Below are 18,897 nucleotides of genomic sequence, written 5' to 3' on the forward strand. Positions count from 1 at the left end.
TAAATTGTTTTCATTTTCTTTTGACCCGGAAACTGTACAGCAAGCTTGGAAAGCATTAAGCGCACGCATCATGTTGGTTAACCCCGACGAATTTGCCGACATCGCGACAAATGTACAAAACTATCCTCAAGTGGCGCCTGATTTCCGTATCATGACGCAGTTTAGCCAATTGCTGCTAGCAGAACTGCCATTTGAGAAAAATATAAAAGAGTGTACTTTTGCTAGTGATAAGGAAGATTTGCAAGTTATAAACGCAAACGCATCTGAACATCATATACCAGTTTCCTCCACCTCATATCGTTCTGATGTAGAGCTTCTCCAGGCTTTTGCCCATGAAGTCCGTACTCCTTTGGCAACTATTCGTACAACAACACGTTTATTGCTTAAGCATAAAGACTTACCAGCAAACGTCATCAAGCGACTACAGATGATTGATCACGAGTGTACAGAACAAATCGACAGGATGGAACTACTGTTTAGAGCTGCGGAACTGGAAACTTCAAATTCAGCAAATGGTACGCATCTAACACCGATGTGTTTAGAACAAGTATTGCAGCAAAGTATTCCTCGTTGGCAACAAGCAGCAAGTCGTCGTAATTTGACGTTGAATGTGGTACTACCGCAAAAGTTACCAACAGTTGTAAGCAATCCAAATATGTTAGACCGGGTTCTTACTAATTTAATTGAGAACTTTGCTCGAAATTTACCATCTGGCAGCCAGTTGCAGGTGCAAGTCATTACTGCTGGCAATCAGCTTAAGTTACAGCTATTACCTTTATTACAAGGTAATGATGCAAATCTTCACAATTCAGATTGTACACCACCAATTCGTAAAGCTATCGGTCAATTGCTAATGTTTCAACCAGAAACTGGAACAATTAGTTTAAATTTAGCAGCTACGAAGCATTTATTCCAAGCGATAGGCGGTAAGTTAATTGTGCGTCAGCGTCCGAAACATGGTGAAGTAATGACTATTTTCTTACCTTTGGAAGCTGTTGATGATTCAAAAGGTATGTGTTTGGGACATTTGCATGGGGAAACAGTTGTATAGTTCTATAACCAGTTGCCAATTAGGACAAACGGAGCCCAGTAAAAAGGATGTTGGAAACTTTTATTTTTTAGAAATATAAGTTGGGTGTTGCGTAATGCTTGAGCTTTAGTTATACCAGGAGTGCTTAGTTGTTTATAAAATTCAACCATAAACAAAGCAGTTGACTCGTCTTGCACAGCCCATAAAGTCGCAACTGTACTACTGGCGCCACTTCTTACAGCCACTCCTGCTAAACCTAATATCGCGCGGTTGTCACCTTTGGCAGTTTGACAAGCACTCAAAACAATTAAATCAACAGGCGTTGACTCTGAAGAAGAACGCGCGGACAATAGTTCATCTAACTCTTTAACTTTAATTTTTCCATTCCACGTCACAATATATGTATCATCTGATTTACTACTAAATTGACCGTGTGTGGCAAAATGTAACACCGAAAAAGGCGTAGATTTGATTAAACTTTTTAAATTCGAGTCAGTAAATTTTTCATTTAGAAGTAATTTAGTTGACAGTTGAGAAGAAATTTCTGTAACTTCCAATTTTACTCCTGGTAACGCTTTAAATCCTTGACTCGCTTTGCTTAGTCCCGCTGCTATCACTTTTAGGTGCCTGCTTTTCACTGGTTGCGAGCGCATAATTTGTAAGCCAGGAGATAGTGCAACATTATACTTTTCTATTAAATAATTTTTCCCGTCATGCAAAGCAGACATTGGTATATTACGAAACGAACCGTCAAGTACAAAAACTAAAGTTTTAATATTGCGACGCGCTAATTGTGGTTCTATGGGACGAATTAGCCAATTGTATATTTGTTGCGAAACCTGTAATCGTGAAGTTTTAGAAAATGCTGGGTTGAGCGATTGCCGCATCAACTTGATGGTATTTTCGATTTGGGTCTGCTTCTCTGTTACACGGTAACTAGAAAGTGCCTCACCACCCGACATTGATAAAATGACTTCAAGGCGGTCTTCTAGTATAATTGGATATATTACTGCCGCATCCGAGTCGATTTTATCGATTAGTTGGGGTTTTGCGTCAATACAAGCTTCGCGAAAAAAATTATCAAGCTCGGCAAGTTGCAGCGCTTCAATTAAAGAGCGTGCTTTCTTCAGGTTCGCTGGACTTGGGTTTGATGAAAGTAGCAGTGATACTAATTCACGATAAACAGGTTCAACGCTTTCTTGAAACGAAAACTGGATATCAGTATTAATTGCTACTAAATCGCTTCGTAATGACTTTAGAATTTCAACGGCAGAACTATATGCAGCAATCGCACTTTCAATATTACCTTTGCTTTTATTTAGGCGCCCAACTTGCCAAGCAGCTTGATAAGTAATATCAGAAGCATTAATCGCTTGGGAGATGGAAAGAGCTTCATTACTTAGCTTTAAAGCAGGTTCTAATTGCTGCGAAGACTCGTATAATTTTGCTAACTCGTTTAAAGCGTAAGATAAGCCACGTGAATCATTTAAACTCTTAGCTTGATTAATCGCGCTGGCTAAAATTTGCGCTGCGTATTTGTAGTGTGTTTCTTCACGTTTGTCTTTTTGCGATAATTGCTTAAGACTTGTAGCAAAATTAACTGCTGCATAAATTGACGTTCGACTAGCTGGAAGTTGCAACAAAAGCGGTTTTATTTGTGGGACGAGTGCCTGAGCTTGCTCGATTTGTGATGCTTCAACAAATATACTGAGTTTGTTAAGCAGTGCTTCGACTTGAAGTTTTGGATTTGTTGCTGTCGCTGCGGCTTTAGAATAATAGTCTAGAGCAGCTTGTGTTTTTAACAAACTACGTTGAGTATTTCCCAAACTGAATAGAATTTCACTTGTATCAGCAACCGAACCTAAGTTTTGGCTGATATTCAAACTTTCCTGTAAAACTTCTTCAGATTTTTGTAAATCACCAACAACTTGCAGAGCTACTCCCAAACTTCGTAAAGCTTTGAGTTTGAGAGATTTTTCTTGCTGTAACGCCAATTTATCCTTAACTTCTGCTAACACACTTTTAGCCCGACGATACAACCCCAGTGCTTGTAGAGCTTGAGCTTGGTTAATTTTACTACCAATTTGACCTACTGTATCATTAGCTGCTGTATACGCGCGCTCCGCTTCTTGCCAACTCTTTAAAGCAGCTTCAGGTTGACCGATGGCAATTTTGAGGCTACCTTGAGTATTTAATACAACAGCAAGTGTTAAAGGATTTATTGTTTTTGAATGTCGATACTGTAATACTTTAAGACTAGTATCAATCGCAGTTTCGGCTTTTTGCCACTCTCCCAGATTTTGGTATGCAAGTGACAAATAGCTCAAGCTCCACGCAAGATTTCGTGTATCTCCGAGACGCTCAAAGTTAGCTGCGGCAATTTGCCACAATGAAGCAGCTTCGGCAAATTGTCCTGCTTCAAACCGACTTCGACCCTGGTCAAGAAAATCTAATTTTGAGTTTTGTTCAGTTGCTTGAGCAGAAAGATACGATACAGTATGATATCTATTTGCCCCAACAGGAGTTATATTTACTACTAGCAAAAAAGTTATAAACCCTATACAAAGCTGGAACCCACGAACTAAAATAAGGTTAGTTAATTTTAATTTTTTAAATTTTATTTTTATATTACTAAGCGCACTAGTATAAAATTTATCTTTATTTTTTATATAGCATTCCGTGCAAAAATTGTAAAAATTATTATGCATTTTTCTTTGTGTTCTTTGTGTCCTTTGTGGTTCGTTAAATAAACATGATTTTTTATAGATTAATAAGGATGAATGCTATATTAATTGGTGCAATTGTTTACTTTTCCGGACTAGGCACCGTTGTGTTAAATCAAAAATAAATTTTCTATGTAATGAATGATAGTAAAATATCTATCAAGAAATTGGAACTTTAATAATAAACTCCGTTCCTTGACCTAAATCCGAGATGCAAGTAATAGTTCCATTGTGTTTTTCAATAATTTGACGACTAATCGATAATCCTAAACCCGTTCCTTTACCAATAGCCTTTGTAGTAAAAAACTGGTCAAAAACCTTAGCTTTAATTTCTGCATCCATTCCTAAACCGTTATCTTTAATTAAAACACTTACAAAATTCTCATTTGCAAGAGAAGTGACAATATTTATAGCCAAGATAGCATGATTTTTATCATGTTTACCTACAAATGATACAGACTCTTCTAAAGCGTCTATAGCATTAGAAATAATATTCATAAAAACTTGGTTAAGCTGTCCGGGATAGCAGTTAACAAGGGGCAAATTCCCATATTGCCGTATAACTTCTATTTCTCGATGCTTCTTACTTGCCTTTAAACGAGGTTTAAGAATCATCAAAGTACTGTCAATACCTTCATGAATATTAAATTCGACTTTACTTGATGTATCTGAACGAGAAAAATTTCTAAGACTAGTGCTAATATTAGATATACGGTCAATGCCAACTTCCATCGAAGAAATAACATCAGGTATTTCTTTAATTAACTCATCTAAGCAAATTTGCTTTGCGTCTTGAGTTATTTCTAAATTTGGTTCAGAATAATTACGCTGGAAAATTTGCAAGTGATTGATAATTTTATAAGTGTAATCTGCCAAATGACTTAAATTACCTGTAATAAATCCGACAGGATTATTTATTTCATGTGCAACGCTAGCAACTAATTGACCAAGTGTTGACATTTTTTCGCTTTGTACTAACTGAAGTTGTGACTGCTGTAATTCATGCAGTGCTTGCGATAATTCAGTAGTACGCGCGGCAACACGCTTTTCTAAATCTTGTTTTTGTTCTTCAAGCTGTTTATTTAAAAAACGCAGTTGAAGATGTACATTAATGCGTGCTAAAACTTCTTCAGTATGAAACGGTTTTGTAACATAATCAACCCCACCAATAGAAAGACCTTTAACTTTATCGATAGTATCTGATAAAGCAGTCATAAATATAATGGGAATTTCACAAGTTGCCAAATTAGATTTGAGGAGTTGACAAGTATCAAATCCATCAATTCCAGGCATCATAACATCAAGCAATATCAAGTCAGGATGAGCATATTCTGCTTGTTCTATAGCGCTTTCACCATCGTTCGCTACTAAAATCTCCCATCCAGAATTTGCGATTGCTTCACACAACATTTTCAAGTTATTTTGATTATCGTCTACTATTAATATAGTCGCTTTTATAAAAGGAGTTTTAATCATAGTTTTTGTTGGCTAATGATATTTTGAATAAAAAGCTTAATTTTTTTTGGTTGAAATTTATTAGCTAGCTCACGGACTTTAAAGACAAAGGCACTAAAATCCTTGTCTGTAGTTTCTAGTATATCTAATATTTTATGAATGTCTTTAATATTGCCTCGCATAGCTAAATCAAGGATACTCTCTATATCGTTTGAAGGTGGAAGCACTAACTCATGGTTTATTGCTACAGTATATTTGCTCCGTTCGTCAGTTGCATTTATATAAATCCATTCAATTTTTAAATACTTTTCTAATATATTGATTAACAAATCAAGCTGTATAGGTTTCGGAATAAAATCATCTCCACCTGCTGCCAAGCTGTTATTCTTATCGGTTTCAAATGCACTTGCGGAAGAAACTATAATGACAGTATTGTATAAATACTGATGTTTTTTTATTGTTCGCATCAATTCAAAGCCATCCATTACTGGCATAGCTAAGTCAGTAATAATTAAATCAGGACGTATTTGTTCAGCTTGTAATAACGCTTCTTGACCGTTACTTGCTTCAAAACAGCTAAAACCTATAGGCGCCAATAAGTTAACAATAACCGAGCGGTTTTCCCATTGATCATCAACAACAAGTATTTTATACTTATTACCTCGAAAACCAATTATGTTTTTAACTGGATGTATAATCGAATGAACAAATTTTTGTGAAACAACTAAATCAACATCAAACCAAAATCTACTACCGACACCTAAATTGCTCTCAACGTAAATTTTACTACCCATCAACTCAACAATTTTAGAACTAATAGCCAACCCTAACCCAGTTCCCTCAGCTTGCTTTTTCTTTTCCCCAACTTGCTCAAATGGCAAAAAAATCCTTTGTATTTGTTGAGCAGTCATTCCAACCCCTGTATCAATAACTTTAAATCTAATCTGGCTAGAATTAGTGTTCGTTTTTAAAACTTGGACAGAGAATGAAACCTGTCCACTCTCAGTAAATTTAATTCCATTTTCTATTAAATTGATTAAGACCTGTCGCAAGCGCTTTTCATCAGAATAAACAGCTAAAGGTAGCTGTGCATCAAGATTAGCAAAAAAAATAATACCTTTTTGCTCACCTCGAATTCGGCACATTTCAACAATACCTGTTAAAAATGAACAAAAGTGAAAATTAGTGTTGTGCAACTCTAATTTACGTGCTTCTATTTTTGATAAGTCTAAAATGTCATTAATTAGAGTTAATAGATGCGAACCGCATTCTTGGATAATATTGACTCCATCAAGTTCAGGCTTTGTCATGGTTTGCGAACGTTGGAGGATTTGAGCGTATCCTAAGATACCATTAAGAGGGGTGCGTAACTCATGACTCATCGAAGCAAGAAATTCACTTTTAGCTTGGTTGGCAATATCAGCAGTCTCTTTTGACAAAGCAAGTTCACGGGTACGTAAATAAACTTTTTGTTCCAAAGTACGGGAATACTCTTGCAGCTGGACATTAGCTTGTTCAAGTTGGAACTGTTTATGATATATAATTGTGATAAGTGTAGATAAAAATAAGGCTAAAATTGGTGAAATCGAAGGAATCCACAGACCTGTTGTAAAAGCAGCAAAGTTGATAGTAAGTATTGCGCCTGCACAAAAAACAACTCCACCTATCAATAATATAGAAAAGGATTTCTTTTGCGATGCTTTGACCCTCAGTAGTTGCCAGCTAACTGCACTACCAAAAAAAGACCAGCCTAAAATCCAAAGCGATGCACCTGGTAAATATAATCCTCGTAGTAAAGGTGTTCCGTTAAGCGCTGCACTCAAAATTTGACTTGTTAGGTTGGCATGAATAATCACTCCAGGCATCCATTGGTTACTATATTGTGGAGTACTGTAGAAACCTACACTATGAAAATCATTGCTGCTAGGTGCAATTGAACCAATCAGAACTACGCGCGAGTTTATTTTTTCCTTGGGTACTGAGCCGTTGAGTATATGTTTTAGTGTTACTGTTTCAAAATCATCTTGATGACCACGAAAATCAAGAAGAATTTGATATCCTCCTAAGTCGGCGCCGTAATAATTAAATTCTTGATTCTGACGAAGTGGTTTAAATACAGCCTTACCCAAACCAAGTATCGTTTGACTTTCATCGAGGGGTTTTAAGTTGATACCCCTTTGTTCTAAATACATTCGGCTTAATCGTACAGATAAACCTTCGTAGATAGTTCCGCTTTTATCAGCAGCCGTTAACAAACCTCGTCGTACTTTACCATCACTATCCAAAATAATATCCGCAAGTGCCACACGGTCGAGCTTGGCTAAAGTTGAAGGAGAAGCTACCCTTTCTCCCGCAATTTTCTTTACTCCGATTAAATTAGGTGTACTTTCCATTACCTCAACTAATTGTTGATGACCTGGGTCTACTGGTAAATCTCGGTAAATATCCATACCAATAACGCTAGGGGAAAATTGCCTAATTTTCTTAATTGCGTTCGCTATAACACCATCAGGAATCAATGCTTGACCTGTGTTGGTAATGTCTTCCTCATCATAAGTAACAACTAATATACGATTTTCTGATGGTTTTTGCGGACGCATTGCAAAAAATTGCTCTAGGGTCGCCCATTCCAATAGTTGAAACCATCCCAACATTGAAGCCGCAATAATACAGATTGCGACACTAGGAGATGTTATTAATACTACACGCCATCGCCAAAGTTGTTTTTTAAATTTAAACCACATCCGCAGAAATAAAAAATTGGTAACTTTAATTCTTAACTAAATATAGAGCTATTTGATTTTTAAAACACACGTAGTAGGTAGGGCATAGCCCCACTTACAAACATTAGCAATTAACAACTCAGTTAACTAGTGGTTCTGAAGCAATTGCATTCAAACCGACCGAAGAAAGAAGGTCTTGCCAAGATGCAGCTAAAACTTTGTTTTTCGGTTGTAACCTTCGTAGTTGGGCAAGTTCGCTAAGTGTATCATACCAAATCCCGGTTTCAGCTAGTTTAGAAATAGAGTCTAATGTTACAGTTTGATTGTTTTGATTGTTAATATTAGTTTTACGCTCAACCCGACGAATCCATCCACTTACAAAAGGGCTATCTGGTTCTAAGTATGCAGTGCAAATCATTACCAAAGACCATTTATAGTTCTTACCTGCTTTGATACCAGGCGCCGTTAGTGGTAGCTTCACGCTCATCACACCTTGTTGTTTAGGCAAATCAATATTGGTTTGATAAACGTCATTATTATCTTCATCTTGAATGCTAAACAGTGCTTGCCTAGCAATCGTTTGCGGGACATAAACAAATATTGTTGGATGTTCCGTCAAAGTGTAGCCGATGTTAGTTGTCGGTAAGACGGGTGTTACGGATTGCCCAATACCAGAACGTGCTCTACTGCAAGCGGCAACTCCATTAGTGTCGCGCGATGCTCCTCCAGAAGAACCCTTCGGTGCCGGGTCACCTGGAGGTCTAAAAGTGATTTTTCCTGCCATACTTGGCATTGACAGCAGAGGTATGACTATCAATGTTAGCATTGTGGCTACCGACACCCGTAAATTCGTTAATAGCATATTACTTTTTGGCATAAAAAACTTACTATTGAGCATTTATGCTTTCAGGAAGAGATGTTAATTTCTAGAATATCAGTAGACGTTGGGATATCACTAGTCTATGGGTAGCACTTGTTTGATGACATCCGTGCAATTGCTGTACTCATTGCACTATAAGCCTTTAAAGATGTTACAACAACTGTTACAAATGTACAAATTTCACCTCAAAATTAAATTAGCTTCATAAAATGATATAATAATTAGCAGTATCTTTATAATAGTTTGTCATATTTTATTAATTACTTTAGTTTTTAACGCTTTGATTCTCCAGAGATTCTCACAAACTCAGCAATTCCGGCAATAGTCGCAGACACTGCAATTAAAATTACACTCAGAGCGTTAATATCAGGCTTGACACCAGTACGAATGCGGCTAAATATCTCCATCGGTAATGTACTGGCGCCACTACCAGCAGTAAAAGAAGCAATTAGAAAATCATCCAAGCTCAGTACAAAAGCTAGCAAACAACCAGCTAAAATCGCAGGTGTCAACTGTGGTAACAAAACTTTGGTAAATGCGATAAATGGAGTGGCGCCTAAATCTTGCGCTGCTTCTTCTAAATAAGGGTTGAGATTATTAAGTCGTGAAGATACTACCAAAGCCACATAGGCAAGGCAAAAAACCACATGCGCCGCGATAATTGTTAAGATACTTAAATTCACAGCAAACGCAGCTAAGAAAACAAGGGTAGCGACAGCAATCGCAATATCAGGAATAATCAGCGGTAAATAAGCAACACCTTGGTACAAACTTTTACCAGGGAATTTATATCGAGCCAAACCCACGGCCATCAACGTTCCCAACACTGCCGATATAGCCGTTGCACTTATTGCAACAATCAAACTATTTTTTAACGCCGACAAAATGCGCTCATCACTAAATAATTTTTCGTACCAACTTAAAGTAAATCCCTCCCAGGAAGCACTGTAAAGTGATTGATTAAAGCTATAAAAACCAAGCACCACAATTGGCAAGTACATAAAAACGAACATTAGCAATGAGAAAACCGCTTGCCATGATACGACACGCGGCTTCCTAGAGGTTAAAGGTGTACTCACTTTATTTAATCAAATTTAATTCTATGTAATTTCGTTGATATCACAAACAAAAAAATATGTCAAGTGCAACGGATGTAACGGATAAATCACCTTACACGTTACTACTATTTATATCCCCCAGTAATTAATCCAAACCAGTTAATAACCCTCTGTGCCCTAACAGTCTCCGTGGTAAATATAATTACAGCAAAACACATAAACAGCACTCGACGTTGCATATCACGTTTTGGAACATGGTTATATAGAAGAGGCGCCGTATCTGAGCAGAAAATAGTAATCAGGTTTTACTGGTGGTTATTTAATTTTACTGGGGCTGTTTTTACTGGGGCTATTATTTATATCCACCAGTAATTCAATCGGATGCAACGGATAAGTTCAAAAAAATACATATGTATTAGCAACGGATCACTGATCCGTTGCAAGCTAACCCCCCAAGATTAATGACACAGAGTATTAACGAGTTATGTAACTATTCAAAGGTTTTACTTGAGCGCGCGATAAACAAGCTTCTAAGTGTTCGCAATTTTCGCATTCAATTTCTTTACCAGGGTTTCGGCAACCGCAGGGAGGGTTGATGTAGCAGCTAGAAGGTTTACCCTGAGTACACTTATCAGCAGTCATTCGTAAACAAACTAGAAAATCGTTAATAAACATAAGCCCCCACTAATTGCAATTTTGAATTTGAGCGAAGCGATTGACGCACTTAACAATCTTATCGCATCATCTACTATCAGCCTAAAGTTATAGTTATTACTTGCATTATACTTCAGACTTTAGTCGATGCTAAAAGTCTTACCGATGAAAGATTTAATTGTAAATTTCTTTGTCTAGATTGTATGAGTATCGTCTAGAAACTTTGTTAAACTAATTTATGAGTACTAATTCCCAAGAACCTATCAATCAACCTGTTAGCCCAACTTACGAAGATAGACAGAATAAAAACCAGCCAAATGTAAAAGAGCAAAATTTGACGGCAAACCCCGGAGATAGAATTGCCGACGAGCCTCAGTCCATTGAAGAAAAATCAAAGCAAGTAGCTGTTGATTCTCCAGACATCACAGGAGACCATATTACTGTACCAACATATTTTGTTGCTGAAGATGAAAATGGTGAAGAAAAAGCACTTCACCACGTTAAAGACGCAGAAGAAATATCTGACTTAATTCGCAAAGCGCGCGTTGATGAGAACGGTGAGAGAGTCTGGTAAAGGCGCCGAACAAAAGCTAGCAAAAGTGGAAAGTTAATACTGAAAAAGGGGAAAGAGTTAACCCTGTTTCCCTTTCCTTTTTATTATTTTATTCCTAAGGAATGATGTCAAACTTTCAATAAAATGCTCCACTTAAAGAAGCTAGTATAAACATTCATATAAATATTATAACTGTAAGGTTAATTATAATGGTTAATATACTCATTAGTAAAGAATTAAGCTATCGTAGCACACAAGAACTTAAAGATGAACTTTTAGAGTTGGTTAGAAACAAAGATACAGAACCATTAAAAACTAAAGTTCAATTTTTCCACAACGAACTGCTGCCATATTTTGAGGAGTTGAGCAAACGTAATCCATATCCAGTTGTTGAAGATCAAATACCAATAGTGCTTGGTGTTTGGACTCCTGTTTGGTCAACAATACCATTCCATGATGTATTACCTGGGCGAATACATTCCACGTCATATCAAATTTTTCACGCAGATGGTTTGTATGCTAACATCGCGCGTTATGCACCAGGGCATCAATCATCATTCTTAAAGCAAGTTTCTGCAAAGCTCCCAGCGTATGACTTCATGGTCATGCAGAAGTATGAAGCTCAAAACAACCAATGGTATATTCAAAATGTCGGAATATTCCAAGCATTCAGAAACAGAGATATTTCTCTAACTATTAATGACGCGGATGAGTGGTTTAGTACCGTAGTGAACACAAAAGTTAAAGATAAGTTATTGAATGGGGGAGTGCCCCAAACCCTTATACTAGAAAACTTAGATAAGAATACAGTTAAGAAATTCGAGAAAACTTATCTCGCAACTCCAGTTTTAGAACACTTGTATGTAGACCGCGATTTACGACTTGTGAAAACACAACGCGAACAAAATCAAAGACCAAGTTATACTATTGCCATTCGTAGAGGATAGATTGACTTTTAAAAAATTTCCCAAAATCTCTTGTGAAGTGGGCATCCTTGCCCGCCCCAGGTTGATTTATTTTATTTTGGCAACAAATCTTCTAGTGCGGCGCCAACTACACGATGGTCTTGGTCTTGACGTAGTAAACGTAGTGCCTGTTTTGCTTGATAATCTTTAAATCGCTTCAATGCATATGCAGCACGTTGACGCATTCGCCAAGAAGAATTGTCAACAACTCCAAGTAATTGAGATAATGCTGATAGGTAGACGCTGGAATTAGCCAAAGTCCCTAGCGCATCAACCGCTGATTCCTGTACAGTTGTATCTTCGTCCTTAAGCGCCTGAATGCATACATCTAGTAATTCGTTTTGACATTCTAAGTCCACCAAAGCAGCAAGTATAGTCCGGCGCAATAGCCAATGGTCATCTTGATAAAATGCGGTTACCAAGTGACTGACTGCGACTTTACCAAATAACGACAACGAATTAGCAGCTTCCGCGCGTACATTCGGAGTATCATCAAATTTGATTATTTCCAATAAAATGGCGAATGACTCAGCTGTGCGTTGCTTACCTAGTGCCATCGCAACAAACGAGCGCACCAAAAATTCTAAGTCATGAAGCTGCGCGCGTAATAGTGGGACTGCAATTAGTGGTTCGTAGTCCTTAAGTGCAGCTACCGCTTTCAAGCGATATTGATAATCTGGGTTTCTCAAATTTGCTTCGATTTGGTCGAGTTCCATGAAAATACCCGGTCAGAAATAATTTTAATTTTATTTTATGGCTTCGTTTGTATATTAAGTTATACATATTGATAATTCATTCATAACTTTAACATTTATCCAATGACCCAATTAAGCGAAAAAGTTAAAGAACTCATCGCGAAAGCGCGAATTGTTAGCTTTGCCCAATGGGAACAAACGCACCCAAGCGAAGCTATACAAATATTCCAAGCAGCAGATGATGCTGGTAAGTATCTGACAGATGAAGATTTACAACAAATTCAGTTGCTTGCACCTGCAAAGGGTGAGTTTATCCCGGTTGTGAAATACTTTCGTGACCATGTGACTGAAATTATAGAGGAAGCGCGCGAACAAGTTTTAGCGACTTTTCCTGATATTACCAGTCCTGGGGGTGGTCTTTATCCGCCCGAACGTGCGGCTGCCTGCTGGCGTGATTTTTGGCACTTCGAGCGCTGTATTACTTACGGTATTACTGGACAGCATACAGAATACACTTCTTCTCTTGGGTTGGATTATATGAAATTGCTGTATCAAGAATTGAAAGTACCCTTGGATGCAATGCTTGTTGGACTAGAAGGACTTAAAGCTGCTTCTTTGAGACGTTGTGAACAAAGTCAACAATCAGTTCTGGCACCATATTTTGACCATTTAATTCAAAAAATGGCAGCTTTTAACAGTTAGGTGCAATTACAATGAGTAGGTAAATGAGTGAATATAGTATTGATGAACTGTTGATTTTTGCTGCCATTCGAGGCGATATATTTTCGCTTGAAAACTTAATTGCTCAAGGTGCCAATGTCAACACCCTAAGTCGGGGTGATACCACCGCGTTAATGATGGCTGTTGCTGAGGGTTATCTTGATGTCGTTAATTATATACTTGAATGCGGTGCCGATATTAATGCGAGAAATGAGTCGAATTATACAGCATTGATGTACGCAGCAGAATCAAATTATCCCAATGTAATCGGCTTACTGCTAGAAAAGGGCGCCGATATTAGTGGTGAGAATAACTACCGAGAAAATGTGCTGATGTCAGTAGCACGTAAGGGTTATACGCAGTATATCAAAACTTTGGTAGAACGGGGTATAGATATTAATGCAGGTAATTATATTGGCGACACAGCTTTACACATTGCAGCAGATAATGGTTATACCGAAACTGTTCAAGCATTAATTCAAGCAGGCGCCGCTTTGAATATTGCGAATATTGTCGGGTGGACACCATTGATGTTAGCAGCCGCACGCGGTCACGGTTCAACAGTAGCACTTTTTCTAGAGAATAATGTTGAAGTCAATGCACGAAACCGTTGGGGAACTACTGCCTTAACGGAAGCTAAAAAAATAGTCGGTTCCGCTCCAACTGTGGAACTACTCAAACGCGCGGGAGCAGTAGAGTAAAAGAATAGTCTCTACATTCCTCACTCCGCTCCTCCGCTCCTCGTAAGTAAGGTGCGTGACGCTACAAAATTGTTGGCTTCGTTTTAAGATTGTTGGTAGCGTCACGCACCCTACATTTATGTCTAACTCGGAATTTCAACAATTTTTTGATGATTGTGTCGGTAATTGGGCTACAGAACGTACTTATCATTATCTAACACAACAAGAAGTCGAGCGTTCGCGTACAGAGTTTGTCGTCGAACCGATAAACGAAACGCTTAAACTCAAAGTACTTGCTGATAACGCTTTCAGCGTACCACCTAATGTTCATAGTCTACCTGGGTATCATCTCAAGTTTGAAACTGTTTCTGAAAAAGGTGAAAAAGTTTCGCAGCAGTTAAACATGCTCTTTGTTACCCAAGGGGATGAGTCTACTTTTCTCCAAGGAAAATATTTAAGAGACCGCGCGTATGAAGAAGAGAGACCAATAATAGCCGATTTTCGTTTCGACCTTGCCAAGCGTGAGTTATTAATGACTACCAACTATACCCGTGTAGTCGCGGTTGACTCTATTACCATGATTAACCCTAGCTTACGCATTCGTCGTATTCTCACATATCGGCGCCCTGAGCCAGAAAAACCTCTATCTGAAGTAGTACTAGTCGGGTTTGGAGTCGAACAAAAAGCCTGAAATCTTAGGGAGGCAGCATTAATTGCTTCCCTACTCCTCAAGATATAATTTAAATTAACAATTTTTAACAAAAATCGCCCCAAAGGCATACGAAGATTAGAACAGAGAATGATGTAAAAAATTACATAACTCAGCAATCATTGCAGCCAAAGCATTCTGACTATTGTTTAGCGTGTTGCCTTTGGTAAAATATGATGAAGTTTTGTAAATTTTTTATCATAATTGCTCAAATTTGATTGTTAACTGGAGAGTTGAATCGATGGCATTTAGACCAGCATCACGATTAAGCCCTCGGCGCAGTAGCGTTACCGAATACATCGTTCCAGCAAGTAAAATGACACCGCAAATTCAGCGGGTAAACCGTACTAGCGGCAAAATAGTCAGCATTACAGAGATCTAAAAATAGAAACCGGGTTTTTGTTATTACCCGGTTCTAATTCAACAAATAAACATCATTTAACATGGAAAGTTTTAATTATTAATGATAAAGTGTAGGGAGTTATACCTTTATTTAAAAAAACGATTACCTGAAGGTAGATTACATGTAATACAGTTCAAACGATTTATTCCTCGGAGGCAATGAAATATGTACGGTATAGCAACTACTAGCACGATAGGCTCCAATGACTCTAACAGTCGTTTTGTGCTGGTCGAGGTTACAGGTGCTGCTCACAAACAAGTACATGTTAGCAATTACACAGTCAAAATACCGTTCAGCCGATTATCACAAACTATACAGCGCATTGCCAGAACAGGAGGGAAAGTTGTCAATGTCACGATGCCTGTACTAAACATAAGTGATAATCAAAATCATCAAATTGACAATGCTGTTGAAATTACGGCGCCTGAGATAGAGACCAAGATGGATACCAAAGTTTTGTCTGAAACATCAGACAGAACTGACAAGGTTGGAAAAACAGCAGCGACAAAGGCGAAGAATTCCAAAAGTTCAAAAAAGCCTCGTGGTTAACTTTTTTTCGTGTTTGAATCGTGCTTGCGATGACTTTAATTTTTAGTTATAGAGATTAAGTTGTACAAAGGGCATGGTTCAAGCAACTCAAGCTTTTAAATATTTTAATTTGCTTTTAAAACTTGTTTTGTGATGAATATTACCGAATTCTTTGAACTTTCGTTAGGACGATGGCGGTCGCAACGTAGCGGTCATCATCTTGCTTTCGCCCACTTCGAGGAAGTGCTTTCGACAATTGACATAATACCATTAGCAACCGATGACCCAGCAGTTGTAGAGGTTTGCAACATATACGACGTTGATATCAATGCTATAACTCATCCGTTTCGGATGACATGGGAAGGTGAGTCTGACTGGGACGAAAAAACACTATCTGGTACTACAGTTCTAGTTCCCGTTCCAGACGCAAACCCAGCTACAGGTAAACTTCTGCGCGACCAAGGTTATGCTGAAACGGTAAGTGCAGCAGGACGTTATCAATTTGGAAGCGACGGAGTTTTTACACTCAATACCGAATATGACCGTGCCGCAGCGGAAGAACGAATTTGGTTTGCAAATCCGAACGTTCGGTTTCGTGTTGCCATGATCAAAACAAGTGACGGTAATGGTATTACTACAGCTTCCTTTGCATCGGAAATTCGCTCTCTCTCTAACAAATAATTTTGGATTTCGGATTTTGGATTTTGGATTCAATACAAAATCGAATAATTCAGGCTACAACATTATAGGAAGCATATATTTTTGCTTTTTTTTTAGACAGATGATATGACTATATCACTCACCACTCAGAGTGCAAATACCAGTGATTTGTTAACTCTTGCGCGGTGGATGGCGGGGGATTTTAGTAATCAAAAGCAAGCGTTTGCGAATTCTAAACAGTATGCCCACATCCACGTTTTCTTTCGTCCGTTGCCGTTTGATTTTTTTTCCGGCATCGGATTTTATTCAGAACAGGTTTACGATTATGACTTATGGACACCTTATCGGCAAGGAATTCATCGGCTTGTAGATAAGGGAGACCATGTTTATATCGAAAACTATGGGCTTTCTGACCCAGTTCAGTATGCAGGCGCCGCGCGGGTTCTTGACATTTTGCACACTATCAGCATAAATAGCATAACTCGGCGCCATTGTTGTTCAATGGTGTTTCAACGTGAGGGTGACGTATTTTTAGGAAACGTCGAACCGGGCAAAAAATGTCTAATTCCGCGTAACGGTCGTCAAACTTATCTCGTTAGTGAAGTGACACTAACCGAGAATACTTGGGATAGCCTTGATAAAGGCATGGATGTAGAAACTCATGAACAAATATGGGGTTCAACAGCTGGTCCCCTACGTTTTGAGAAGAAACAAAGCTTTGCACACGAAGTTCCTGCGGTGAGCGAATTATGTTAATGCAATTAGAGTCAGAGAGTACAAAAATGTTGCCGCCACAGGCTGAAAAGAAGATGCGCTGCTGGATACGCAGTCGTCATCTCATTTGTTCTGGTCACTTTTTCATTTTTGAAACAGTTGAATACACAACAATAGAACGCTTCGCTGAATGCGTAGCATCACTAGGAGGCACTTTAATTTCGGTCGAATCCATCAACAAAATTTGGATGGGCGCCCATCGTCAAGTGATTCTTTATCAAGCCAAAGCGAGTTTACATACACCTCATCATACCTTGAAACAATACTGGATTAAATACGGTGGTTTCTATACCCGCTTTGATGAGCGATGTTAATCTCATGTGAAGATTAGTACTCGATAAAAACTGCTTTCATAGACTGACAATTTTATAGCTAATAGCTGGTGGCTAGTTTTTTGCTTGTGGTTGACTATTAGTCATTGGTTATTAGCACGCATTAGATAAAAGTAATCAAATTAATATATATTCATCGCTTCACAGTCAAATAAAAATATTTGTTATAAATTTTAACTATTAAGAATACAAAAACTTGGTATTTATAATTGTAGTAAGGACTGAAGTCCTTAATTTATTAATTTAAGCACACGCATTGCTGATTACAAACGCCTAAATTTAATGGCACAGAGCATTAGTAACAAAAGCATTTAGTATTAGGAGATTTTGAAGTGACAAGTAGCTTTGTAAATTCTACCCTCAGCCGCACATCGAAATTTAGTGTAGGAGTAGGTTCCAACCTAACTCCAGTTGAACTCTGGAAAGGCGCCGAATTATCAGATATTGAAGTTGTAATACGAGCAGTATATCGACAAGTGTTTGGAAATGCTCATATTATGGAAAGCGAAAGGTTAACAGTCGCCGAGTCGCAACTACGCAACGGTGATATTACAGTACGTGAATTTGTGCGTTGCTGTGCCAAGTCAGAATTTTACCGCTCCAGATTTTTCAACGACTGCTATCGCTACCGCGCGATAGAGTTAAATTTTAAGCATTTACTCGGACGGGCGCCTGATGATTACAGTGAAATGACGTACCATAGCAAAATCTTGGATGAGTATGGATTTGAAACAGATGTCGATACATATTTAGACAGTGACGAATATCTTGATACATTCGGTGAGAATGTCGTACCTTACCACCGAGGTTTTCAAACTCAGCCAGGAAAAAAAATGTTAGGATTTACTAACATGTTCCAGCTAATGCGAAGTGAATCTAGCAGCGATAAAGATTTGACTGAAGGAAATAAAGCTAAGTTAGTGCGACCTTTAATTACTAATACACCATCAGGAACACAGAAATATACAGATGTCAATGCTTTGTTGACAGAACTTTTCAAACCGAAACCCTTAGAAAAAGCCGTTGAACCAGTTAGTCCATACGTACAGTATGATTTAGCACAATCTGTAAGTCAGCAAATAAACGAACAAGAAAAGTTAATCGCAGCATTACAAAAGCAGCTTGCCGAACTGCGTCCTTTTGCCAGTATTGGCGCCGCACAAATATCTAGTTGGCAGGCAAGTGGTGCCGCACCATCTATCGACGTGTATTCATCGCTACAGCAAAAATCCGATTCTCAAACCGCACAAATAGCTTCACTCCAAGAGCAAATAGCCGACGCACGGAGATTAGCGACTATTGGTGAAGCCCGTTTAAACAAATGGCGCAGTAAAGTATTTTATTAAATAGTGTAA

19 protein-coding genes are annotated in these 18,897 nt (G+C 38.2%); 12 read left to right on the forward strand and 7 right to left on the reverse strand.

The window, feature by feature from the left end:
• On the forward strand, positions 1 to 1,051 hold a 1,051-nt coding region (locus tag AC2JBO_RS06220), incomplete at its 5' end, for a sensor histidine kinase (RefSeq protein ID WP_496952765.1).
• Positions 1,052 to 1,053: 2 nt separating this feature from the next.
• Here the strand turns inward: AC2JBO_RS06220 and AC2JBO_RS06225 are convergent.
• The 6 genes from AC2JBO_RS06225 to AC2JBO_RS06250 all read right to left on the reverse strand — a co-directional run bounded on the left by AC2JBO_RS06225 (position 1,054) and on the right by AC2JBO_RS06250 (position 10,544).
• Entirely contained in the window at positions 1,054 to 3,573 is a 2,520-nt protein-coding gene (locus AC2JBO_RS06225) for a CHAT domain-containing protein (protein ID WP_496952766.1), read from the reverse strand.
• A 339-nt stretch (positions 3,574 to 3,912) separates the two neighbouring features.
• On the reverse strand, positions 3,913 to 5,229 hold the full coding sequence (locus tag AC2JBO_RS06230) for a sensor histidine kinase (RefSeq protein WP_496952767.1): 1,317 nt from the start codon (positions 5,227 to 5,229) through the stop codon (positions 3,913 to 3,915).
• The gene (locus AC2JBO_RS06235; RefSeq protein ID WP_496952768.1) at positions 5,226 to 7,952 is read right to left on the reverse strand and encodes a CHASE2 domain-containing protein; all 2,727 of its coding nucleotides are present in this window, start codon (positions 7,950 to 7,952) and stop codon (positions 5,226 to 5,228) included. The genes AC2JBO_RS06230 and AC2JBO_RS06235 overlap by 4 nt, the downstream gene beginning before the upstream one ends.
• A 118-nt stretch (positions 7,953 to 8,070) precedes the next feature.
• Complete coding sequence (locus AC2JBO_RS06240; RefSeq protein ID WP_496952769.1) at positions 8,071 to 8,808, reverse strand: DUF928 domain-containing protein; 738 nt, start codon at positions 8,806 to 8,808, stop codon at positions 8,071 to 8,073.
• A 275-nt stretch (positions 8,809 to 9,083) separates the two neighbouring features.
• Positions 9,084 to 9,812: an ABC transporter permease gene (locus tag AC2JBO_RS06245; protein ID WP_496952770.1), complete on the reverse strand. Its 729-nt coding sequence runs from the start codon at positions 9,810 to 9,812 to the stop codon at positions 9,084 to 9,086.
• A 531-nt stretch (positions 9,813 to 10,343) separates the two neighbouring features.
• Positions 10,344 to 10,544 carry a hypothetical protein gene (locus AC2JBO_RS06250; RefSeq protein ID WP_496952771.1) on the reverse strand — a complete coding sequence of 67 codons (201 nt, stop codon included), beginning with the start codon at positions 10,542 to 10,544 and terminating at the stop codon, positions 10,344 to 10,346.
• A 217-nt stretch (positions 10,545 to 10,761) separates the two neighbouring features.
• Here AC2JBO_RS06250 and AC2JBO_RS06255 point away from each other — a divergent pair, with 217 nt between their 5' ends.
• Together AC2JBO_RS06255 and AC2JBO_RS06260 are read left to right on the forward strand one after the other, a co-directional pair.
• Positions 10,762 to 11,097: a hypothetical protein gene (locus tag AC2JBO_RS06255; RefSeq protein WP_496952772.1), complete on the forward strand. Its 336-nt coding sequence runs from the start codon at positions 10,762 to 10,764 to the stop codon at positions 11,095 to 11,097.
• A 188-nt stretch (positions 11,098 to 11,285) separates the two neighbouring features.
• Positions 11,286 to 12,023: a hypothetical protein gene (locus AC2JBO_RS06260; RefSeq protein ID WP_496952773.1), complete on the forward strand. Its 738-nt coding sequence runs from the start codon at positions 11,286 to 11,288 to the stop codon at positions 12,021 to 12,023.
• Positions 12,024 to 12,094: 71 nt separating this feature from the next.
• Here the strand turns inward: AC2JBO_RS06260 and AC2JBO_RS06265 are convergent, their stop codons facing one another.
• A complete protein-coding gene (locus AC2JBO_RS06265) occupies positions 12,095 to 12,757 on the reverse strand; it encodes a HEAT repeat domain-containing protein (RefSeq protein ID WP_496952774.1) in 663 nt (220 codons plus the stop codon).
• A gap of 102 nt (positions 12,758 to 12,859) precedes the next feature.
• Here AC2JBO_RS06265 and AC2JBO_RS06270 point away from each other — a divergent pair, with 102 nt between their 5' ends.
• The 9 genes from AC2JBO_RS06270 (at position 12,860) to AC2JBO_RS06310 (ending at position 18,888) form a co-directional block, all read left to right on the forward strand.
• A complete protein-coding gene (locus AC2JBO_RS06270) occupies positions 12,860 to 13,438 on the forward strand; it encodes a phycobilisome protein (protein WP_496952775.1) in 579 nt (192 codons plus the stop codon).
• Positions 13,439 to 13,461: 23 nt separating this feature from the next.
• Positions 13,462 to 14,157, forward strand: a complete 696-nt coding sequence (locus tag AC2JBO_RS06275) for an ankyrin repeat domain-containing protein (protein WP_496952776.1) — start codon at positions 13,462 to 13,464, stop codon at positions 14,155 to 14,157.
• Positions 14,158 to 14,275: 118 nt separating this feature from the next.
• Positions 14,276 to 14,827, forward strand: a complete 552-nt coding sequence (locus AC2JBO_RS06280) for a phycobiliprotein lyase (protein WP_496952777.1) — start codon at positions 14,276 to 14,278, stop codon at positions 14,825 to 14,827.
• A 259-nt stretch (positions 14,828 to 15,086) separates the two neighbouring features.
• On the forward strand, positions 15,087 to 15,227 hold the full coding sequence (locus tag AC2JBO_RS06285) for a rod-capping linker protein CpcD domain-containing protein (protein WP_496952778.1): 141 nt from the start codon (positions 15,087 to 15,089) through the stop codon (positions 15,225 to 15,227).
• Between the two features lie 186 nt (positions 15,228 to 15,413).
• Positions 15,414 to 15,797, forward strand: coding sequence for a phycobilisome linker polypeptide (locus AC2JBO_RS06290; RefSeq protein ID WP_496952779.1), 384 nt, complete (start codon positions 15,414 to 15,416; stop codon positions 15,795 to 15,797).
• A 132-nt stretch (positions 15,798 to 15,929) separates the two neighbouring features.
• Positions 15,930 to 16,457 (forward strand): phycobiliprotein lyase, encoded by a 528-nt coding sequence (locus tag AC2JBO_RS06295; protein ID WP_496952780.1) that lies wholly within the window; start codon positions 15,930 to 15,932, stop codon positions 16,455 to 16,457.
• Positions 16,458 to 16,562: 105 nt separating this feature from the next.
• On the forward strand, positions 16,563 to 17,192 hold the full coding sequence (locus tag AC2JBO_RS06300; RefSeq protein WP_496952781.1) for a chromophore lyase CpcT/CpeT: 630 nt from the start codon (positions 16,563 to 16,565) through the stop codon (positions 17,190 to 17,192).
• The gene (locus AC2JBO_RS06305) at positions 17,186 to 17,524 is read left to right on the forward strand and encodes a CpeR family transcriptional regulator (RefSeq protein ID WP_496952782.1); all 339 of its coding nucleotides are present in this window, start codon (positions 17,186 to 17,188) and stop codon (positions 17,522 to 17,524) included. The genes AC2JBO_RS06300 and AC2JBO_RS06305 overlap by 7 nt, the downstream gene beginning before the upstream one ends.
• A 350-nt stretch (positions 17,525 to 17,874) precedes the next feature.
• Positions 17,875 to 18,888 (forward strand): phycobilisome rod-core linker polypeptide, encoded by a 1,014-nt coding sequence (locus AC2JBO_RS06310; RefSeq protein WP_496952783.1) that lies wholly within the window; start codon positions 17,875 to 17,877, stop codon positions 18,886 to 18,888.
• The last annotated feature ends 9 nt before the right edge of the window (positions 18,889 to 18,897 follow it).

It is taken from the genome of Calothrix sp. CBUCES-K 9914, assembly GCF_059640475.1.

Coding starts and splice junctions, on each gene's coding strand:
- AC2JBO_RS06230 (WP_496952767.1), bottom strand. CDS start 5,229: ATGATTAAAACTCCTTTTATAAAAGCGACTATATTAATAGTAGACGAT.
- AC2JBO_RS06235 (WP_496952768.1), bottom strand. CDS start 7,952: ATGTGGTTTAAATTTAAAAAACAACTTTGGCGATGGCGTGTAGTATTA.
- AC2JBO_RS06240 (WP_496952769.1), bottom strand. CDS start 8,808: ATGCCAAAAAGTAATATGCTATTAACGAATTTACGGGTGTCGGTAGCC.
- AC2JBO_RS06245 (WP_496952770.1), bottom strand. CDS start 9,812: ATGTACTTGCCAATTGTGGTGCTTGGTTTTTATAGCTTTAATCAATCA.
- AC2JBO_RS06250 (WP_496952771.1), bottom strand. CDS start 10,544: ATGTTTATTAACGATTTTCTAGTTTGTTTACGAATGACTGCTGATAAG.
- AC2JBO_RS06255 (WP_496952772.1), top strand. CDS start 10,762: ATGAGTACTAATTCCCAAGAACCTATCAATCAACCTGTTAGCCCAACT.
- AC2JBO_RS06260 (WP_496952773.1), top strand. CDS start 11,286: ATGGTTAATATACTCATTAGTAAAGAATTAAGCTATCGTAGCACACAA.
- AC2JBO_RS06265 (WP_496952774.1), bottom strand. CDS start 12,757: ATGGAACTCGACCAAATCGAAGCAAATTTGAGAAACCCAGATTATCAA.
- AC2JBO_RS06270 (WP_496952775.1), top strand. CDS start 12,860: ATGACCCAATTAAGCGAAAAAGTTAAAGAACTCATCGCGAAAGCGCGA.
- AC2JBO_RS06275 (WP_496952776.1), top strand. CDS start 13,462: ATGAGTGAATATAGTATTGATGAACTGTTGATTTTTGCTGCCATTCGA.
- AC2JBO_RS06280 (WP_496952777.1), top strand. CDS start 14,276: ATGTCTAACTCGGAATTTCAACAATTTTTTGATGATTGTGTCGGTAAT.
- AC2JBO_RS06285 (WP_496952778.1), top strand. CDS start 15,087: ATGGCATTTAGACCAGCATCACGATTAAGCCCTCGGCGCAGTAGCGTT.
- AC2JBO_RS06290 (WP_496952779.1), top strand. CDS start 15,414: ATGTACGGTATAGCAACTACTAGCACGATAGGCTCCAATGACTCTAAC.
- AC2JBO_RS06295 (WP_496952780.1), top strand. CDS start 15,930: ATGAATATTACCGAATTCTTTGAACTTTCGTTAGGACGATGGCGGTCG.
- AC2JBO_RS06300 (WP_496952781.1), top strand. CDS start 16,563: ATGACTATATCACTCACCACTCAGAGTGCAAATACCAGTGATTTGTTA.
- AC2JBO_RS06305 (WP_496952782.1), top strand. CDS start 17,186: ATGTTAATGCAATTAGAGTCAGAGAGTACAAAAATGTTGCCGCCACAG.